The 15,953-nt window shown below is 73.8% G+C and carries 26 protein-coding genes; 21 read left to right on the top strand and 5 right to left on the bottom strand.

The genetic code is table 11. The features are described 5' to 3' along the window. The first annotated feature begins 533 nt into the window (after positions 1-533). On the top strand, positions 534-773 hold the full coding sequence (locus tag D5H75_RS39870) for a hypothetical protein (RefSeq protein ID WP_147425454.1): 240 nt from the start codon (positions 534-536) through the stop codon (positions 771-773). Here D5H75_RS39870 and D5H75_RS39865 read toward each other — a convergent pair. The 3 genes from D5H75_RS39865 to D5H75_RS42510 are packed head-to-tail and all read right to left on the bottom strand — an operon-like array spanning position 770 to position 1,494. Further along, a complete protein-coding gene (locus D5H75_RS39865; protein ID WP_119931828.1) occupies positions 770-1,066 on the bottom strand; it encodes a hypothetical protein in 297 nt (98 codons plus the stop codon). The genes D5H75_RS39870 and D5H75_RS39865 overlap by 4 nt on opposite strands. Further along, on the bottom strand, positions 1,059-1,244 hold the full coding sequence (locus D5H75_RS39860) for a hypothetical protein (RefSeq protein WP_119931827.1): 186 nt from the start codon (positions 1,242-1,244) through the stop codon (positions 1,059-1,061). The genes D5H75_RS39865 and D5H75_RS39860 overlap by 8 nt, the downstream gene beginning before the upstream one ends. A gap of 19 nt (positions 1,245-1,263) precedes the next feature. Then, positions 1,264-1,494 (bottom strand): type II toxin-antitoxin system Phd/YefM family antitoxin, encoded by a 231-nt coding sequence (locus tag D5H75_RS42510; protein WP_202638980.1) that lies wholly within the window; start codon positions 1,492-1,494, stop codon positions 1,264-1,266. A 392-nt stretch (positions 1,495-1,886) separates the two neighbouring features. Between D5H75_RS42510 and D5H75_RS42505 the strand changes: the two genes are divergently transcribed. Further along, entirely contained in the window at positions 1,887-2,033 is a 147-nt protein-coding gene (locus D5H75_RS42505) for a hypothetical protein (protein WP_202638979.1), read from the top strand. Positions 2,034-2,046: 13 nt separating this feature from the next. On the opposite strand, the gene D5H75_RS39850 is transcribed toward D5H75_RS42505, so the two are convergent. Both D5H75_RS39850 and D5H75_RS39845 read right to left on the bottom strand, forming a co-directional pair. After that, on the bottom strand, positions 2,047-2,766 hold the full coding sequence (locus tag D5H75_RS39850; RefSeq protein WP_119931825.1) for a PP2C family protein-serine/threonine phosphatase: 720 nt from the start codon (positions 2,764-2,766) through the stop codon (positions 2,047-2,049). Continuing rightward, positions 2,763-3,575, bottom strand: coding sequence for a GntR family transcriptional regulator (locus tag D5H75_RS39845; RefSeq protein ID WP_119931824.1), 813 nt, complete (start codon positions 3,573-3,575; stop codon positions 2,763-2,765). The genes D5H75_RS39850 and D5H75_RS39845 overlap by 4 nt, the downstream gene beginning before the upstream one ends. A 277-nt stretch (positions 3,576-3,852) precedes the next feature. On the opposite strand from D5H75_RS39845, the gene D5H75_RS39840 reads away from it, so the two are divergent. The 19 genes from D5H75_RS39840 to D5H75_RS39760 all read left to right on the top strand — a co-directional run bounded on the left by D5H75_RS39840 (position 3,853) and on the right by D5H75_RS39760 (position 15,951). Then, positions 3,853-4,053 (top strand): helix-turn-helix domain-containing protein, encoded by a 201-nt coding sequence (locus D5H75_RS39840; protein ID WP_340137792.1) that lies wholly within the window; start codon positions 3,853-3,855, stop codon positions 4,051-4,053. Between the two features lie 70 nt (positions 4,054-4,123). Beyond that, positions 4,124-5,092, top strand: a complete 969-nt coding sequence (locus tag D5H75_RS39835; RefSeq protein ID WP_119931823.1) for a hypothetical protein — start codon at positions 4,124-4,126, stop codon at positions 5,090-5,092. Continuing rightward, a complete protein-coding gene (locus D5H75_RS39830) occupies positions 5,089-5,529 on the top strand; it encodes an SsgA family sporulation/cell division regulator (RefSeq protein ID WP_147425452.1) in 441 nt (146 codons plus the stop codon). The genes D5H75_RS39835 and D5H75_RS39830 overlap by 4 nt, the downstream gene beginning before the upstream one ends. Then, positions 5,526-5,804, top strand: coding sequence for a hypothetical protein (locus tag D5H75_RS39825; RefSeq protein ID WP_242454785.1), 279 nt, complete (start codon positions 5,526-5,528; stop codon positions 5,802-5,804). The genes D5H75_RS39830 and D5H75_RS39825 overlap by 4 nt, the downstream gene beginning before the upstream one ends. Continuing rightward, positions 5,801-6,247 (top strand): ATP-binding protein, encoded by a 447-nt coding sequence (locus D5H75_RS39820; protein ID WP_119931821.1) that lies wholly within the window; start codon positions 5,801-5,803, stop codon positions 6,245-6,247. The genes D5H75_RS39825 and D5H75_RS39820 overlap by 4 nt, the downstream gene beginning before the upstream one ends. Further along, positions 6,244-7,059: a hypothetical protein gene (locus tag D5H75_RS39815; RefSeq protein WP_119931820.1), complete on the top strand. Its 816-nt coding sequence runs from the start codon at positions 6,244-6,246 to the stop codon at positions 7,057-7,059. Before D5H75_RS39820 ends, D5H75_RS39815 begins: the two co-directional genes overlap by 4 nt. Positions 7,060-7,097: 38 nt before the next feature. Beyond that, on the top strand, positions 7,098-7,571 hold the full coding sequence (locus D5H75_RS39810) for a hypothetical protein (protein ID WP_147425451.1): 474 nt from the start codon (positions 7,098-7,100) through the stop codon (positions 7,569-7,571). Next, entirely contained in the window at positions 7,568-7,804 is a 237-nt protein-coding gene (locus D5H75_RS39805; protein WP_147425450.1) for a hypothetical protein, read from the top strand. The genes D5H75_RS39810 and D5H75_RS39805 overlap by 4 nt, the downstream gene beginning before the upstream one ends. 127 nt (positions 7,805-7,931) lie before the next feature. Beyond that, on the top strand, positions 7,932-9,713 hold the full coding sequence (locus D5H75_RS39800; protein ID WP_119931817.1) for a hypothetical protein: 1,782 nt from the start codon (positions 7,932-7,934) through the stop codon (positions 9,711-9,713). Positions 9,714-9,724: 11 nt separating this feature from the next. Continuing rightward, positions 9,725-10,168 carry a hypothetical protein gene (locus tag D5H75_RS39795; RefSeq protein WP_119931816.1) on the top strand — a complete coding sequence of 148 codons (444 nt, stop codon included), beginning with the start codon at positions 9,725-9,727 and terminating at the stop codon, positions 10,166-10,168. Positions 10,169-10,185: 17 nt separating this feature from the next. Next, entirely contained in the window at positions 10,186-11,115 is a 930-nt protein-coding gene (locus D5H75_RS39790; protein ID WP_119931815.1) for a hypothetical protein, read from the top strand. After that, the gene (locus tag D5H75_RS39785) at positions 11,112-12,569 is read left to right on the top strand and encodes a DNA/RNA helicase domain-containing protein (protein ID WP_119931814.1); all 1,458 of its coding nucleotides are present in this window, start codon (positions 11,112-11,114) and stop codon (positions 12,567-12,569) included. The genes D5H75_RS39790 and D5H75_RS39785 overlap by 4 nt, the downstream gene beginning before the upstream one ends. Positions 12,570-12,597: 28 nt before the next feature. Beyond that, complete coding sequence (locus tag D5H75_RS39780) at positions 12,598-13,293, top strand: hypothetical protein (protein WP_119931813.1); 696 nt, start codon at positions 12,598-12,600, stop codon at positions 13,291-13,293. Next, positions 13,290-13,919 (top strand): NUDIX domain-containing protein, encoded by a 630-nt coding sequence (locus D5H75_RS39775; protein WP_119931812.1) that lies wholly within the window; start codon positions 13,290-13,292, stop codon positions 13,917-13,919. The genes D5H75_RS39780 and D5H75_RS39775 overlap by 4 nt, the downstream gene beginning before the upstream one ends. Before the next feature lie 10 nt (positions 13,920-13,929). Continuing rightward, positions 13,930-14,103: a hypothetical protein gene (locus tag D5H75_RS42500; RefSeq protein WP_202638981.1), complete on the top strand. Its 174-nt coding sequence runs from the start codon at positions 13,930-13,932 to the stop codon at positions 14,101-14,103. Between the two features lie 226 nt (positions 14,104-14,329). After that, positions 14,330-14,752, top strand: coding sequence for a hypothetical protein (locus tag D5H75_RS42495; protein ID WP_202638978.1), 423 nt, complete (start codon positions 14,330-14,332; stop codon positions 14,750-14,752). Next, positions 14,736-15,332 (top strand): Pycsar system effector family protein, encoded by a 597-nt coding sequence (locus tag D5H75_RS39765; RefSeq protein WP_119931810.1) that lies wholly within the window; start codon positions 14,736-14,738, stop codon positions 15,330-15,332. The genes D5H75_RS42495 and D5H75_RS39765 overlap by 17 nt, the downstream gene beginning before the upstream one ends. Beyond that, on the top strand, positions 15,329-15,490 hold the full coding sequence (locus D5H75_RS42490) for a hypothetical protein (RefSeq protein WP_202638977.1): 162 nt from the start codon (positions 15,329-15,331) through the stop codon (positions 15,488-15,490). The genes D5H75_RS39765 and D5H75_RS42490 overlap by 4 nt, the downstream gene beginning before the upstream one ends. Further along, positions 15,487-15,951, top strand: coding sequence for a hypothetical protein (locus tag D5H75_RS39760; RefSeq protein ID WP_119931809.1), 465 nt, complete (start codon positions 15,487-15,489; stop codon positions 15,949-15,951). The genes D5H75_RS42490 and D5H75_RS39760 overlap by 4 nt, the downstream gene beginning before the upstream one ends. Positions 15,952-15,953: the final 2 nt, after the last annotated feature.

Raw genomic sequence — 15,953 nt, 5'->3', positions numbered from 1 at the left:
GGCCGGATTTTGGCGCCACGCCGGAGGCCCGCCGGGCGGGTCGGTGTTCCGTTAGGGGATCCCCCACCGGAACACCCGCACCCCGGAACGAAGCCCCAGGCCGAGGTGTTCCGCACAGGTGTTCCGGACCTCGTCCCGGTGACGGGGGGTCATACGGACGACTGACCGCCTCGGCGCGATGCGAGAGGTGGGGAGGGCGGCAACGGCGGTGGGGCCCATCCTGAGCAACATGTCCGCGTTCAGCGACTGACAGATGCCCCGCCACACCACTGACAAATGGTCCGCCAACCCACTGACAAATACTCCGCCGTCGACAATCCGCGCCACATTCCGGGCGTGATCACGGGCCAGGGAGCCGACTCGCGCGTATACACCGGAGTCCGTAGGACTCCGGTGAGTCTACCCCGCGATTCGCTCACCGCCTGGCAGGCTCCCTGCCCTTTTCCGGCCTGTCTCTCCGTAGCCCCCGGCCCCTGATTGCGGCCCGCCCCCACCCCCTCCCCCGCCGAGGCGGCAGGCGCGAGGATGAGGGCGTGGCTGATGTGTGGGGATGGCTCTCGGTCGCCAGCTTCGCGGCCGTGGTCGTGATGGGCTTCCCGGCCCTGCTGCGCGGCGGGCGCCGGGGCGGCGGCCGCGGCCGCCGCTACCAGGCCGGCGCGGGCCTGGGCGTCATCCTGGGCCTGGGGCTGCTGCGCCGCCTGGACACGGCGCTCCTGGCGGCCGCCACCGTCGCCGTGGTCGTGCTGGTGCTGCTCAACGCGCAGGCCAGCTAGTTGGCCTCGATCCCCAGCGCCGCCGCGATCGCGCGGGCCACCGTTGGGATAATGCCGGGCACGTAGAAGATCACGGCGATCCCGATCGCCAGGAGCACGAACTGCACGAACCTGGTGATCTCGCGGGTGAACAAGAAGAAGATCGCGACCACGGAGATCACGACAAGGAAGATCGGCCCGAAGAACGACCGCAGCCAGTCGGCCAGCCCCTCGGTGTCGAGCTGACCGCCGCCGGGGGCAGGTGTCGGCGCGGCCACGATCAACTCGGCCACCTGGTGATGCAGTTCAACCATCTCTGCCTGCCTTCCTGCGCACAATGATCAGCTCGGCGACGGCCGCCAGGGCCGCCCCCAGGCCGAACGCCATGGCCGCGACCGTCGCGGCCGTCACCGAGCCGGCGACAAGCGCGCCGAGCACGGTCAGCACCCCCAGCCCCACCAACAGCCATCCCACAGTGCGCACTCGGTCCACCGGGACTCCTCTCACCAGGTCAGGGGGTGGGATCCAGTCCCAGATCCTTGGCCAGGAACGCGCGCAGCTCATCGCCGCCGCCCGGGTCGGTGAGCCAGTCGACCAGCCGCTCGTACCACTCCACCGGGACCACCGCGACGGCATCACGGCCGCGGTCGGTGAGGATGGCGGGCTGCCGCGCGTAGCGCACGGTGCCGATCACATCAGCCCAGTTCTGGCGGGCCTCGCCGAGGGGGACGCGGCGTGTCATGTACGTACCGTACGACACGTACACCTCCCGCAGGGGGCCGCGAACCCAAGCTGCATAGGGACTGACGGGGGTGATCTGAGCCAACGGCGGACGCGACCCCCGAGCAGACGTCCTCGCCGCCGAGCCTGCCGTACGGAGCATCGCCGGCGTCAAGAGCGCGGGAGATCACGCAGAGTGCTGTGATCGTATGATCACGCTCTACTTACGTGATCATGCTCACACCGAGGCATATATGTTCCCCCTGCTCAGAGGCCAGCTCTCCCTGGCTCACCCTCCGTCGCCATCACACCTACGCATTCATCTAAATGATCAAAGGGGTCGCAGTTGCCTCTTGCTGTGAACACCCCGAACCTTGAGGTGTCTCGCGGGCCCCACACGCCATGGAGGGACCCATGGCCCATCTGCACTTCTGGTGCTGGAACTGCGACACAGAGAACCTCCTCCACGGCGAGGGATGCGACTGCTGCGACCTGGTCACCGTGCCGACGTTCTGGGACTGCTGGGCCTGCGGCGCAGAAAACGAGACCCCCGGCGACTGAGTGGCCAGCCAGGTCAGCGGCGAACGTCGCTCTCCAGCACGTCCACAATGATCACCGTGACGTTGTCCGGTCCGCCCTGTTCGATCGCGTCGTCGACGAGGCGATCGGCTCTTGCCTGCGGAGGACCCGGGGAGGCCAGCCTGGCCGTGATGAGGTCGTGCGGCACAACTCCGCTCAGTCCGTCCGAGCAGAGCAGGATGCGGTCCCCTGAACGAAGCTGATGAATGGTGAGGTCGGGGGAGCGCCCTTCGGCGCGGCCGTCGATGAACCGCGTGATGGCGCTGGACAAGTTGGGCACTGCGCTGGCTTCAGCCAGAAGCCGGCCGTACGTGTGATCCTCGGTGAGCTGCTTGATCTCCTGGTTTCGCAGGAGGTAGGCGCGGGAGTCACCCACGTTGGCGACAACCGCCGTCGTCTGGGACCACAGCATCGCTACCAGGGTGGTTCCCATCCCTGTCAGCTCGGGCCGACGCTCAGTTGCGTGACGTACGGCCTCGTTCGCCTGAAAGACCGCACGCCCCATGACGTCGACCAAAGCCGCCGGTTCCGCCTGACGGTCGTGGTTCCGCAGCGTGTTGATCACGGTCGTACTGGCGATGTCGCCGGCGGGATGACCGCCAAGACCATCAGCGACCGCAAACAGCCACCGTCCGGCATAGTGCGCGTCCTCGTTGCGGCGCCGGACCAGGCCGACGTCGGAAGCGCCAGCTGCTTCAAGCGCGAAGGTCGTCATTGTTCACCGTCCTCGATGTCCGGCCATGGCGCCTCGGCCGACTCATCCCGATGGAGCACATGGACGGTCTCAACCCGGTCACTGGCCACCACGTACTCCGTCACCTCAATCGGCTGGCCGTCGCGTCCCGACCTCCCGACTCGCACGATCTCCAGAACCGGCAGACTCGTCGGGATCTCCAGCAGGCTGGCTTCCTCCTTCGACGGCATGCGAGCCCTATGGATCTCCGTCCACGAAATGGGCCAATGGCCAGCTCGCTCCAGCCGGTACAGCCAATCCCCCGGTCCAGGTGCCTGTTCGGCAACCTCCGGGGCATCAGCCACGCCGCGGGGGTGGATCCAGCTGATGTTGATCTGAAAGGGAGGTTCCGACTCCGGGCCGGTGACACGCCAGCGCCTCATGACGGAGCTGCCGACGGGGACGCCCAAGAGCTTCGCAATCCGGGAGTCGTTCAAGGTCGCGTACTCGGCGACAGGGGGGACATGGTGCTTCCACACCTCTGCGGAGCTGGCCGACGGGAAGGAGTAGCCAGGGTTCCCTGTGGCGGTGTTCCGCTTCACCAAGTTGCCTCTGGGGCGCCTCAGTCGCATCATGCCGTGCCGCACGATGATGCCGCGCCCCTGAACAGCCCAGACGTAGCCTTCTGACTCCAAAGCCGCAATGGCGCGGCCAATCGTGTCCCGGTTCGCCTCGTACTCCACTGCGAAGTCGTCCAGGCGCGGCAGCTTCGCCCCTGGCTCCCACTCGCCAGCCTCAATCCTTGTCCGGATTTGCCCTGCGATGTCCAAGTAGCGCGAGTGCACTGGCATGCAACGCCCTCCTCTTCTCAGAAAATTGTCTTGGGATAATTGACAGGCATCAAGTCTCCCTCGACGATTGTCCCAAGACTATCCGGCTCGGTGCGAAGTCCCGGCTGGGGCTGGAGTCCGGATTGCGAAGACGAGAGGAGGAGGCTTCACGCGCGGTAGGTGGCCTGTCCATCCACCCCCGCCGATTCCAAGAGCGTTTCGCCCGCTGAAACGAGTGCGGCCCCGGTGTGTCCACCACCGAGGCCGCGATGAGTCGCCTGGTGAAAGGAATCGACTCGTGTCCATCATCTCTGATCTGCCCTCGATCGGCGACAAGCTGCTTACCCCGAAGGAAGTCGCGGCCCTGTTCCGGGTCGACCCCAAGACGGTTGTCAGATGGGGTAACGCGGGGCATCTGCCCGCGATCCGTACGCCGAGCGGAAAACTACTGCGCTTCCGTCTCTCCGACGTTGAGGCCGCTCTCCAGGCGGTGGCCTGATGAAGCTGCTGCCGCGCAAGCCGACGTCAGCGATCCTGCGGCCGCCGGGTGTGGGCGGGGGGCGGTCGGTATGACGCACACCCCGATCTCGTCCCCGGAGCCGGACGACGTCGGCCGGGGGATCGTCGAGCTGGAGCGGTACGTGGCCGCGCACGCCCCGGTGCCGGAGGCGTCGCCGCCTTCGCCGGCCCCCGCCTTGGGCGAGGGGGAGACGCGGCGGGTTCGCCGCTGGCGTGGTGAGGTCGCCGAGGCGCGGCGGTTGGCGGAGTTGCAGGACGACGACGCGCCGTTGCTGGTCGACACGGACAAGGTCCGCAAGGTGCGCAAGCGGGCCGCGGAGGCGGTACGGCTGCACGCGCTGACGCAGGACCCGGCCATGCTGGCCCTGCGCGATCAGCGGGTGCGCCGGGTCGCGACGGCGATGACCATGGGTGCGGCGTCCGTCGCGCTGGCGGTGTCCAGCATCGGCGTGCAGGCCTCGGTGGCCAAGGCGCTGGACCTGGAGGCGCACTCGGTCGGCTGGTGGGCCGCGTTCGGCGTGGAGCCGGCCCTGTCGCTGCCGCTGCTGGCTGCGGTCGCGGTCCAGGCGTACAGCGCCATGCGCGGGACGGTCGTGGACCGCAAGAGCCCGCAGGGCCGGCGGCTGGCCCGGGTGGAGGCGCTGCTGCTGGGGCTGACGTTGATCCTGAACTGCTGGCCGGCGTTCGTGGGCGGGTTCGACCTGCTGTCGCTGGTCGTGCATTCTCTGGGGCCGATTGCGGCGGTGACCGCGATCTGGGTGCTGCCGACGCTGTGGCAGGTGCTGGCGGCGCTGCCTCTGCCCCGGTCCTCCGCCGCCGCCCTTACCGGCCCTACTGCTGGCCCTACGGGCCCTACGTACAGGGCGAACGTCGGGGAGCTGGCCGACCGGGTCCGCGCGATGATCTCGGCCGGGGAGCTTCCGCCGGCGCCGAGCGCGTCCCGGATCCAGAAGACGCTGCGCTGCGGGATGGACACCGCCCGCGCGGTGCGGGATGTCCTGGCGGGGGGTGCGTCATGACGATGCCCCTGCTGACGGCGATGCCTGCCTGGCCGGTCGACGACAGCGGCGAGGACGCCACCCTCGTGATGGCGTGGGATGTCGCGCAGCCCGCCGAGGTGCGCCTGGTGCTGGTCAACGCCCGAGGGCTGGCCAGGGACTGGAGCGTGGCCCGGCACGTGCTGGCCGACGTGCTGGACCCGGACGTGGCCGGCCCGGCCGGGCTGGACCTGGTCCGCGCGGCCATCTCGCTGATCGACGACCGCGAGTGGCTGCGGCTGGAGCTGCGCCGCCAGGACGAGCGCGAGCCGGTGACGGTGCTGGTGACGGCCGACCGCGTGCGGCTGTGGCTGCACGAGACCTACGACCTGCTCTCCCAGGACGCCGAGCAGCAGGCTGTCGGCCGGGCCGCCGAGCGTGCGATGCACGCCCTGCTCAGCGGGGGTGAGTGCGCGTGAGCCCCGCTGACCTGGCCGCCCGTGAGCGGGTGGGCTGCCGTGACTGCCACACCCAGGCCCTGCTGCGGGCCGAGTACGGCGAGCTGCTGGCGCACGCGCGGGCCGCGGTGGCCGCGCAGCGCGCCGGCGAGAGTGACCCGCTGATCTACCTGACTGGGCTGCTGGAGCAGCGCGGGCAGCTCCCGCCCGCCGACGCCACGCCGATGGCGCTGGTGGCGCAGGCGTGCCCGCACACGCAGAAGGTGGACGCCTTGTCCGGGGGTGGGGCCCGATGACGGTCCTGACCCACCTGGAGCAGGTGTTCCCCGGTTGCCCGGCCGCGGTCGCTGAGGTCCGCCGGTTCGTGGCTGAGCCGCTGCGCCGGTACGGCTTCGGCACGCGGCTGGATGACGCGCTGCTGTGCGTCTCCGAGCTGGCCACCAACGCGATCAAGCACACCACCAGCGGACACAGCACGTTCGTGGTCGCGCTCGACGTCGACGACGCCGGCGGGGCGCGGGTGAGCGTGGTGGACCAGGGCGCCGCGGGCGTCCCGGTGGTGCAGGTCCCCAGCTCCGACGCCGAGGGCGGCCGCGGCCTGCTCTTGGTCAACGTGCTGGCCGACGGCGTCGGCCACGCCATGGTCCCCGGCGGGCGTCAGGCGACCTGGTTCGCGCTGCGCCGGCCTCCCGAGCCCCCCGAGCCCCTCGCCCCCGCACGGACGGAGATCCCGTCATGACCCTCCACAACCCCGACCCGGACCTGACCGAGGTCTGCGAGCGCGCCGGCGGCTCGTGGACGCAGACGGGCGCGGGCCACGTGGCCGGCCTGGCCGTGCTCGCGCGGTCCCTGGCGGCCGCCACGGGGCAGATCCCGGCGGTGATGGTCCAGGTCGGCGACGTCGACGGCGCGTACTCGCAGGTCAGCGACTGCCACGGCGCGGTGGTCATCACCGTGGACGAGGCGCTGGTGCTGGGCAGGCCCGGGGCCGGTGGCGGCGCCGCCGCCGGGGCGCTGGCGCATGAGATCGAGTGCCAGGCCCGGGACGAGTTGCCGGCCGAGGTGTGGGCCCGGCGCGTGTGGGCTACGGCGCTCCTGACCTTCGGGGTGGCGACGGTGGCCGCCTGGGCGACCGCGGCGTGGATCGCGCTGGTGGTGGCCGGGGCCGCGCGCCTGGCCCAGGCCTTCGCCGAGCGCCGGGCGGAGTACCGCGTGGACGCGGCGGCCGCGCGGATGCTGGGCGCGGCCGGCCTGGACGGGAGGGCGTGCCTGTGGGCGATGCTCGCCCACCTCGCGGCCGCGGAGTCCGGCATCTACCAGCGGCTGGGCTGGGTCGTGAGCGGCGCGCCGCGGGCGGCTGACCGGGCGCAGGCGCTGCGGACGGGCGTGCCGTACCTGCGCTGGCGCCCGGTCTGCCCGAGCACCGGCCACCAGGTCGGCACCTTCGGCCACCGGCGCGCCCATCTGAGTGATGGGGCCCGCTGCCGGCCGTGGACCTGGGACTGGCGGCCGGACGTCCGACGGCGCACCTGGGACGGGGCGCCGTCGTAACCGCCGCCTGCGGCGGCTGATCAAAAGGGAGATCGCTGATGAGCAGACAATCGGCCGGGCCGGAGTGGTCCGGGGAGATGCTGGACCGCCCGGAGATGGTGGCCGCCTGGACCGCGCAGCTGCGCCGGGTCCTGTCTGAGCAGGCCGAATACGTGGCCAAGATCCGGCGGGACGCCGAGGCGATGTGGCGGGCCAACCCGCCCGAGGGCTACACCAGTTTCGAGGCGTGGTGGCGGCACAAGTGGGTGTCGGCGCCCTTCGGCGAGATCCAGGAGCACCTGGAGCGGGCGGCGGAGCTGACGTTCCGGGCCGAGGCCCGGTACCGGCGCGGCCGCCACGAGATCCCCGCTGCCCGCCAGCAGGCCAAGCAGGCCCGGCAGGCGCCGGCGCTGCCGCGCCGTACGGACGCCGGGCCCGGCCGGGCGGGCGGCGGGCGGGCCGGGTCCGGCCCGGAGCCGGTGAGCTTCATGGAGATGGTCACCGACACCGACCGCCGGAAGTGGTCGGCATGACGATGGCTCCGGAGGTGCGGCGGCGGCTGCAGAACAAGGCCGCGTTCTGGACCCAGCGAGTGCGGGCCGTCCGGAGTGACGCCGAGCTGGCCCAGGTGTGCTTTGACCGGGCCCGCGCCGCTGCCCGGCGGGCCCAGCGCAGCGGCAACCCGCGCGCGATGCATGAGCTGGCCGAGCTGCTGGCGCGGTGGGCCGAACAGCACGAGCACGCCGAGGCCGGTCACACAGCGTGATGCACATCTTCATGTTCATCCGCGGCGCCTGGCCTCGCCGGAGCCCCAATGCGCGACGCGCGTACGCGCGACGCGCGAGTGTCCCCGAGATGGTCACGCAGTGTCAACCCCTGGAAGGGAGGCGACCGTGAGCGGCACCGACGACGGCAAGGACGGCGGGGAGGTCCTGCGGTTCCCCCGCGTGGTCCTGCCGGGCAGCCTGGACGCCCCGGGGCCGGAGGCGTCCAGGCTGCCCGGCCCGGGGCAGGACGACGGCCGTCCGGCCCCGGCCGGGGAGGTGCCCCGGCTGCCGCAGGCCGCGCCGATGGCGCCGCCGCTGCACCTGCTGATGCCGGCCGTCCCGGTGCCGGCGGAGGACGGGGAGGGCGGCGAGGACGGCGAGTTCGTCCCGCCACCGCCGGCCGACCCGGACAACCCGTCGGCCAAGGACACGCTCACGCTGGCCATGGCGCTGATGACGGCCGTGGGCGTGGCGGCCGCCAAGGGGATGTGGCACCGGGCCCGGCACCGCCAGGCGCTGGCCGATCAGGCCCGGGCGGCCGCCGACCGGCGCGCCGCCGCCCGGGCCGCGGGCGGATCCGGCGGAGTGCGGGGCGCGGGCCGCGCGGGCGGGGCCAAGGGCTCGTCCGCGCTGCGCTCCCCTGGATCCGGCAGCCGGTCCTCCGGCGCGGGCCACCGGGGTGGTGGCCGCCCGGGCGGGCCCGGCCGCTCCGGCGGCGGCCGCCCGGGTGGATCGGTCAAGGGGCCGGGGCACGGCGGCAGCGTGCTGGGCTCCAAGGCCACCAAGACGGGCAGGACGGCCCGGACCGCCCGCGATGGGCTGGAGCGCCGCCCGAGTGGCACCGGGCGGCGGACACGCCGGGACGGGACCATCCCGCCCCTCGGCGGGCATGCGAAGCACGGCGGCAAGCACGGCCCCAAGGACGGCGTCACGGGCGGGCGCGGGAAAGCCGCCGGGTCGCTCACCCGCAGGCCGGGCCGCCCGCCCGTGACCGGGAAGCCGCCCGTGACCGGGAAGGGCGACGGGCGGGGGCCGGCGACCGGCCGGGGCGGCACGCCGGTCCGGGACGAGCCCGGCCGCCGTACGGGCCGGCCGGGCACCAGCGGGCCGGGCGCAGGAAAGGCCCGCAGGCGATCCGGCAAGGGCCCGGCCGGGACGCAGGGGCCCAGGTGCCGCCGCCGCTGGTGGTGGTTCAAGGCCAGCAGGCCCAAGAGCAGCCCCGGAACGGACGGCCGGGCGGGCCGGGAGGAACGGGAGAACCAGAGATGGACGCCGCCCCCGCCGCCCCCGCCCCCGCCGCGGGGGTGGGAGGGGATGCGGCCGCCGCCGGGTGCTGACCGGTCGGTGTGGGTGACCGTCGAGCGGGCCGATCAGCCGCCCCCGCGCCGCGAGCCCGCGGCCGCCGTTCCCGCTGGGATCCCGGCTGGACAGCGTCCCGCCCTGCCCGCGGCCCCGCCCCCGGCGTCTGGGCCGCTGTCCGCCCCCGTGCACGAAGGAGCCGACGTGACCACCACCAAGACCAGCACGCAGTACGCCGACGCGGAGCTGACGATCTACGACGTCATCGAGGCCGACGCCGACATGGCCGCCGAGATCGTCGACGGGGTCGCCGAGGCCCGCGCGACCGCTGAGGGATGCGAGCGGCTGATGACCAAGCTGGAGGCCCTGCACGCCAGGGTCGTGGAGCTGAAGGTGCCCGGCGTGCTGGAGGGCATGGTGCTGCGGCTCATGGACCAGGCCGCCACCGTCAAGGCCCGGGCCGAGGCCATCGCCGACAAGCTGCCCGCGGCCGCCGAGGCGATGGCCACCGCCGGATCCAACGCCGAGGCCCGGCACCGGCCGCTGGCCGACGCGGTCCGCGACGCCGGCCACATCCGCCCGGCCGAGCGCGACTACCACAACGACTGAGGGAGGACCCGATGCCCGAGCTGGAGACAGGCCAGGCCCCCGGCGGCGCCGGGGCGGTGGTCGCGGCCACCGGCGGCGTGCTGGAGACCGTGGTGCGCTACACCATCGTGCTGGCCCAGCTCACCGCGGCCGGGCTGCGCCTGCGCGGGCTGAGCCAGCAGGTCCGCGCCACCTACGACTACGTGGAGGGCTGCGCGGTCGCGGCCGACCGGCTGGCCGAGCAGATGGCCGGCCTGGAGGTCGACTCCGAGACCGTCTCCGAGCACCACGAGGCCGCCGCCGCCATGCGCTCGGTGCTGGCCGACGCCGAAGCGCTGGCGGCCGCCACCGAGGACCTGGCCGCGGCGTTCAGCGCGACCGCCGCCGCCCACCAGGCCGACTACGGGACCGTCGCCGACGCCGCCCAGGCGATGCCGGTCCCGATGGCCGACGCCGAGTTCTACAGCAACCGCTGACCTGGATGGAGGCGACGATGACCCGGACCGAGCCCCGGCCCCTCCCCCGGCCCGCGATGACCCCGCCGCCCGCGCCGCCGTTGCCGCCCCTGCCGCCGGTGGACGCGGTGATCCAGCAGTGGCCCGCGGTGGCCACCGCGCGCCGCCGCCTGGACGCCGTACGCGACGTCACCGGCCGCGCGGCCACCCTGGCCGGCGCGGCCGCCGCGGCCGCCGGGCTGGTCACCGACGCCACCGGCGCCGCCCTGCTGGCCGACGCCGCGCTGACCGGCGCCGGGCTCGCCACGCTGCGGCTGTGGCGGCCCGACGGCCACCAGAAAGCGACCGCCAGCGTGCTGTACCTGATGCCCGGGACCGGGCTGGCCGCCCTGCTGCTGGCCGAACGGCTCGTGACCGGCATCCACTGGGGCGAGGCCCTGGCCCTGACCGCCTGGACGGCCGCGACCTGGATACTGCGCCCGGCCCGCCTGGCCCGCCGCATGATGTCCCCGCCCCCGCCGCCCGCGCCGACGCCCGCCCCGGCCCCCGCAGCCGTGGACGGGCACCCGGTCGCCCGCTGGTGGGCCCAGAACGTCGCCCTCGACGGCGGGGCCGCGCCCGGCACCGTCCTGGAAGAGATCGAGCAGACCGGCACGGCCTCGATGCGGGCCGTGATCCGCTCAGCCGCCACTGGCCACCCCGTCCCGGACATCTCCATCCGGCGCCTGTCAGCACTCATGGACATCCCGGAGGAGGAGATCGGCATCGGCCCGGTCCCCGGCCGCGGCGCCGGGCTGCGGCGCCTGACCATCGGCACCGCAGACCAGCACCAGGACCCCGCCACCGTGTGGGCACAGCGCATCGCCCCCGCCGCGATGCCCGGGGCCGTCCTGACCGGAGTGCGGGTCGGCCGACCCGGCGACCCTGCCGCCGGCGAGGCCGCGCCGGACCCGGAGGCCCGCTCATGAGCGCGCCGGTCCTGGCCGCCGCGGACGAGGTGGTCGAGCTGATGCTGGAAGTGCCCCAGGGCCAGGTGATCAGCTACGACCTGGCCGCGCTGTGCTCGGCGCTGGACATCACCGACCCGACCCGCATCGCCGTCGAGACCGACGGCACCCGGCGCGCCATCGTCACGATCTACCCGTCCAACCCGCTGGAGCAGATGCCGCCGCCGTCGCCGCAGGACATGCTCATGGACCGGCACGGGCGGATCGTGATGGGCCGCTACCACAACGGCCGGCCCGCCCGCCGCCGCCTGTTCGACCCGCGCACCGGCTCCGCCCAGCGCGCGCTCGTCTTCGGCACCACCGGCGCCGGCAAGAGCCGCGTCGTCCAATACACGCTCGCCTGCGAGAAGCGCAACCGCATCGTGTCCTGGTACGGCGACCTCAAGGGCGGCCAGTCCGCGCCCGAGGCCGAGGACCACGTCGACTGGTACGCCACCAGCCAGGAAGAGGTCATCTTGATGCTCCGGGCGGCCGTCGCCGTCGCCGAAGCACGGCAGCGCCGCTACAAGGCCCTCGGGCGCAACGCCTTCATCCTCAACGACCCCGACCCGCTGATCTCGGTCCGCGTCGATGAGGCCAACCGGCTGCTGGAAAAGGGCTCCCCCTACCGCGACGAAGGAACGCGCCTGGTCAAGGAGCTCGGCCGCACGGGCCGGTCGGTCGGCGTCGGCGCGGAACTGGACGCCCAGGCCTCCCACCTGGAAGAGCTCGGGGGCAGCGACACGCTGCGCGCCATGCTCAAAGAGGGCGAGGTCACGCTGCTGCGCTGGAGCTCGTCCATGATGCGGCAGCTGGTGGCGGACGGCCTGCTGCCCGCCACCAGCCAGCTCATGCCCATCCCCAAGACCCTGCGGCCCCGCACCTTGCGCAGCCAGTTCGACCCCGACCCCGACGACGACGAAGACGACGGGCCCGGCACCCACGGCATGGGCTACCTGCTCTCCGGCCCGCACCCCACCGCGCTGATGCGGCACTGGCGCATCGGCTCCATCGCCCCCACCCCCGGCCTGGACCCCGAGATCCTCACCCTCTACGGGCCCGGCGAACCCGCCCGGCTCGAGACGGCATCCCAGGAGGCCGCCGGCGAGGCCTACGCCGCCCGCCACGACCCCGCCGCCATGGCCGCCCTCTGCCAGACCCTGTGGCTCGACACCCAGCAGGCCGCGGTCATCCCCATCGAGGGCGGCGCGGCCAGCGGCCGCAGCACCCCCCGCCGTCCCCGCCTGGAGGACCGCCTCCTGGCCGTCCTGGCCGCCGCCGAGAACCCGATGACCGCCGAGGACATCCTCGACGCCGTCAACGCCGACGGCGGCCGCCCCGTACGGATCGGCTCGATCCGCAACTGCCTAGGAGGCCTGGCCGACGCCGGCGAGGTCCTCCGCACCGAACGCGGCCGATACGCCCCGGCCCGATAACCCCCAACCCCCGATAGAGGAGATCACCATGACCGAGTTCTACACCCTGCTCACCAGCCCGGCCCCGCCCGGCACCGTCCTGGACGCGGCCCGGTTCGTCACCGCCGACCCCCGCCACCTGCCCGTCATCGACATCACCTGCCCGGCGCCCGGATGGAGCGCCGCCGACATCCTGGAGCCGGACCGGTCCCCGCTCCGGCTCGTCCGTGTCGAGCCGCTCAGCCCGCCCCACCCCGACCAGTGGGAGCGCGACGGCCAGGTCGTCACCAGCCCCGTCCTCGTCGTCGCCGACGCGTGGCGGGTCGCCGAGGGCCTGCCGGACCTGGACCCGATCCTCGGCCCCCAGGCCCGGCAGGTGCGCGCCGCCATCGCCGCCGGCCAGGCGCTCCTGCTGGACGACGGCGACGGCCCCACCGCCACGGCCTACCACCAGGGCATCGAGGCCCAGGACACCGAGACGGTCGGGCGGCACGAGCGCGCCGCCAAGGACGCCCTCGGCCCCCACGCCGACACGCTGTGGATGGACGAGCTCGGCGGCGACGTCTACGCCCCCGTGCTCGTCGCCCTGGCCGCCCGCCACCTCATCGGCACCACACCCGCCTGGACCCAGGAGGCCTACGACTACCTCACCCGGCCCTGGCGCTCGGTGCCCGACCTGCCGCCCCTGCACCCCAGCGACGCCCCCGTGCCCGCCTCCGCGACCCCCACGGAAGGCCCGCGATGACCTACCGCGACGCGAACATCGACATCGACCCGACCAGCATCGACTGGCCCGCCCGCCAGGCACAGGCCTGGATCCCCCACGACGTCGTCGGCGGCCTGCCGATCAACCCCTGCGAGCGCCCCGGCCGGCCCGGCCGCGGCGACCTGTGGCACTGGGGCGAGGGCAAGTGCGCCGACGCCATCGTGACCCTCGACGACCCCTGCGGGCTGCGCATGCTGCTCATGATCGAGCGCGGCGACGGCCACGGCTGGGCCCTGCCCGGCGGCACGCTCGACCCCGGCGAGACCCCCGCCGACGCGGCCGTGCGCGAGCTCACCGAGGAAACCGGCCTGCACCTGCCCGAGGACGCCGGCTGGCAGCTCCTGCCCGCCCCCCGCTACGTGCCCGACCCCCGTGCGAGCGACCACGCCTGGATGGTCACCTGGCCCGCCCGCCTCCACCTGGGGATCCAGGGCACCTACCCGACAGTGGCCGGCGCCGATGACGCCCGCCAGGCCGCCTGGATCTGGGCCGACAGCTACGACACCCTCGCCCACGACCTGGCCGCCAATTTCGACGACGGCAGCGTCTTCCCCGCGCACCAGACCCTGCTGCGCGCGATCCTCGACACCCCGGCCGCCCGGTGAGGCCCGTGCCATGCCCCCGCGTCGTTCCCCCGCGGCCGCCCCGCAGGCGTGCTGCCCGTCCTGCCACGGCGCCTTGGACGGCGGCCCCGTCCTGTACGGCTGCGCCACCTGCCACCGCTCCCTCTACGCCGCCGACCTCGACGTGGAGTTCCGCCCCCGCCCCTGTCCTCGCCCGGTCCGGTGAGGGACCGTGCGGCGCTCCTGCGGGCACGCCGCCGGCGGCCGCCGCTGCGGCGCCGAGCTGGCGGTCCGGCCGTACGCGGCCGGGTGGCGCTGCCCGGTGCACACCCCGGCGGCGCTCGCCGGCGAGCCCGAGCCCGGCATCGGCCGATACTGCCCTCCGCTGCGGTGTTACTGCCGCTCCTGCCCGTCCTGGGTGCCGTACGCGGGCGAGGACCTGGCGGTGGCCGGTGAGCCGGGCCCGGGCCGCCTTCTGGGACCCCGAAGGCTCACGGTTCGGCGTGCCGACCTACCCGTGGCGGCTGGCCCCGGAGGGGATGGCGACCTACCCGGTCACCGGGTCGCGCGTCGTGCTCACCGTCGCGCACCTGGACCACGTCCCGGAGAACTGCGCCGAAGAGAACTTGCTGGCCATGTGCCAGCGCTGTCACCTGGCCTACGACGCCGACCAGCACGCGGCCAACGCCGCCCGCACCCGCACCGCCCGCCGCACGGCCGGGATGGAGCCGCTGTTCGCCCTCCCGCCGCCCACAGACGTCGGGCGCGACCACTCCGTGGCCAAACCGCCAAGTCAACCCACGGAGGGCGCGCCCGCGATCCCAACCGCCAGATCAGAACAGAAGGGACCCATCCATCATGCACATCAGCCCTGACATCTCCCACCCGAGCACAGAGATCAACGAGGAGACCCTCCGGCAGCTCATGCTGTGGGAGCCGCCCCGGCCGGCCGCCACCGCCGCCAACCCCACCCTCCAGGCCCGTCTGGACCGCATGGAGGCGGAGGCCCACTACGTCCTGGACGCCGAGACCACCACGGCGCGGGCCGAGCTGACCCGGGTCGACACCAAGGTGCACCTGCTGCTGGGCTTCAGCGGCGTCGCCTTCACCGTCGTGCTCACCATCGTCCTCACCGCCGGCATGCCCACGCCGGCCCGGCTGCTGGCGGCCGCCGGAGCGCTCGGGCTGGCGGCCGCGGCCGCCGTGCTGCTGCGCGCCATCCGGCCGGTCCTGCGCACCGGCAGCGGCACCGGCCTGATCGCCTACGCGCGCGCGGCCGACGTCGACGAGCTCCTGGACGTCATCGCCGAAGGCACCGAGCGGCACCGGGCCGGCGACCTGCTCACGCTGTCCCGCCTGGTCGTCACCAAGTACGCCAAGGTCCGCCGCGCGACCGACATCCTCCTGATCGCGCTGGTGCCCCTGACCCTGGCCGTCCTGGCGGCGCTGGCATGACCGCCATCCCCGCCGGCCACACGCCGGCCCTCCCCCACACCCCCAGCCCGTGGCGCGCGTCCTGGACCCGGGTCACCGCCCAGGTCGCGCTCACCGCGGCCGCCGGCGCCTGGCGCGTGCTCGTCCTCATCGCGCTGCTGGCCGGAGCCCACGCATGAGCGTCACGTCCCCCGGGTCGGCCGCCCCCGCGGCGGCCGACCCGGCCCGCCGCTGGCTGCAGGACATCGACGACGCCCGCCTGCTGCAGATCACCCGCGACTGCCCGGACCCGGCCGTGCGCACCGCGGCCGCCCGGGCCGCCCAGGCCGTACAGCGCCTGCGCGAGCGGGTGTACGACGCCGTGGCCGCCGCCCTCCAGGACGTCCCCGCCCCCGAGCAGCCGGCGCGCCACACGACGGCAGACCGGCGGCCCCGCAGCGGGCGTGCAGCTCCGTCCGGCTCCGAGGCCCCCACGAGCAGCCAGGCCGCGATGTTCGCCGTCCACCCGCCAACCCCACGAGAGACGGCCGCCGTGCGGCGCCTGTGCGACCGCATGGCCCGCACCGAGGACGAGGCCACCGAACTGATCGACATGCTCGGCGTGCAGGACGGGCCGGACGCGCCAATCGCAAGGAGATGACC

This window comes from Bailinhaonella thermotolerans, from assembly GCF_003594875.1.
Lineage (GTDB): Bacteria > Actinomycetota > Actinomycetes > Streptosporangiales > Streptosporangiaceae > Bailinhaonella > Bailinhaonella thermotolerans.
This window is presented reverse-complemented; position numbering and strand designations above follow the sequence as displayed.

What these genes read in the sequence shown, in the direction of transcription:
- D5H75_RS39865 (WP_119931828.1), bottom strand. Translation starts at nt 1,066, where the DNA reads ATGGTTGAACTGCATCACCAGGTGGCCGAGTTGATCGTGGCCGCGCCG.
- D5H75_RS42510 (WP_202638980.1), bottom strand. Translation starts at nt 1,494, where the DNA reads ATGACACGCCGCGTCCCCCTCGGCGAGGCCCGCCAGAACTGGGCTGAT.
- D5H75_RS42505 (WP_202638979.1), top strand. Translation starts at nt 1,887, where the DNA reads ATGGCCCATCTGCACTTCTGGTGCTGGAACTGCGACACAGAGAACCTC.
- D5H75_RS39850 (WP_119931825.1), bottom strand. Translation starts at nt 2,766, where the DNA reads ATGACGACCTTCGCGCTTGAAGCAGCTGGCGCTTCCGACGTCGGCCTG.
- D5H75_RS39845 (WP_119931824.1), bottom strand. Translation starts at nt 3,575, where the DNA reads ATGCCAGTGCACTCGCGCTACTTGGACATCGCAGGGCAAATCCGGACA.
- D5H75_RS39835 (WP_119931823.1), top strand. Translation starts at nt 4,124, where the DNA reads ATGACGCACACCCCGATCTCGTCCCCGGAGCCGGACGACGTCGGCCGG.
- D5H75_RS39830 (WP_147425452.1), top strand. Translation starts at nt 5,089, where the DNA reads ATGACGATGCCCCTGCTGACGGCGATGCCTGCCTGGCCGGTCGACGAC.
- D5H75_RS39820 (WP_119931821.1), top strand. Translation starts at nt 5,801, where the DNA reads ATGACGGTCCTGACCCACCTGGAGCAGGTGTTCCCCGGTTGCCCGGCC.
- D5H75_RS39815 (WP_119931820.1), top strand. Translation starts at nt 6,244, where the DNA reads ATGACCCTCCACAACCCCGACCCGGACCTGACCGAGGTCTGCGAGCGC.
- D5H75_RS39810 (WP_147425451.1), top strand. Translation starts at nt 7,098, where the DNA reads ATGAGCAGACAATCGGCCGGGCCGGAGTGGTCCGGGGAGATGCTGGAC.
- D5H75_RS39805 (WP_147425450.1), top strand. Translation starts at nt 7,568, where the DNA reads ATGACGATGGCTCCGGAGGTGCGGCGGCGGCTGCAGAACAAGGCCGCG.
- D5H75_RS39795 (WP_119931816.1), top strand. Translation starts at nt 9,725, where the DNA reads ATGCCCGAGCTGGAGACAGGCCAGGCCCCCGGCGGCGCCGGGGCGGTG.
- D5H75_RS39790 (WP_119931815.1), top strand. Translation starts at nt 10,186, where the DNA reads ATGACCCGGACCGAGCCCCGGCCCCTCCCCCGGCCCGCGATGACCCCG.
- D5H75_RS39785 (WP_119931814.1), top strand. Translation starts at nt 11,112, where the DNA reads ATGAGCGCGCCGGTCCTGGCCGCCGCGGACGAGGTGGTCGAGCTGATG.
- D5H75_RS39780 (WP_119931813.1), top strand. Translation starts at nt 12,598, where the DNA reads ATGACCGAGTTCTACACCCTGCTCACCAGCCCGGCCCCGCCCGGCACC.
- D5H75_RS39775 (WP_119931812.1), top strand. Translation starts at nt 13,290, where the DNA reads ATGACCTACCGCGACGCGAACATCGACATCGACCCGACCAGCATCGAC.
- D5H75_RS42500 (WP_202638981.1), top strand. Translation starts at nt 13,930, where the DNA reads ATGCCCCCGCGTCGTTCCCCCGCGGCCGCCCCGCAGGCGTGCTGCCCG.
- D5H75_RS39765 (WP_119931810.1), top strand. Translation starts at nt 14,736, where the DNA reads ATGCACATCAGCCCTGACATCTCCCACCCGAGCACAGAGATCAACGAG.
- D5H75_RS42490 (WP_202638977.1), top strand. Translation starts at nt 15,329, where the DNA reads ATGACCGCCATCCCCGCCGGCCACACGCCGGCCCTCCCCCACACCCCC.
- D5H75_RS39760 (WP_119931809.1), top strand. Translation starts at nt 15,487, where the DNA reads ATGAGCGTCACGTCCCCCGGGTCGGCCGCCCCCGCGGCGGCCGACCCG.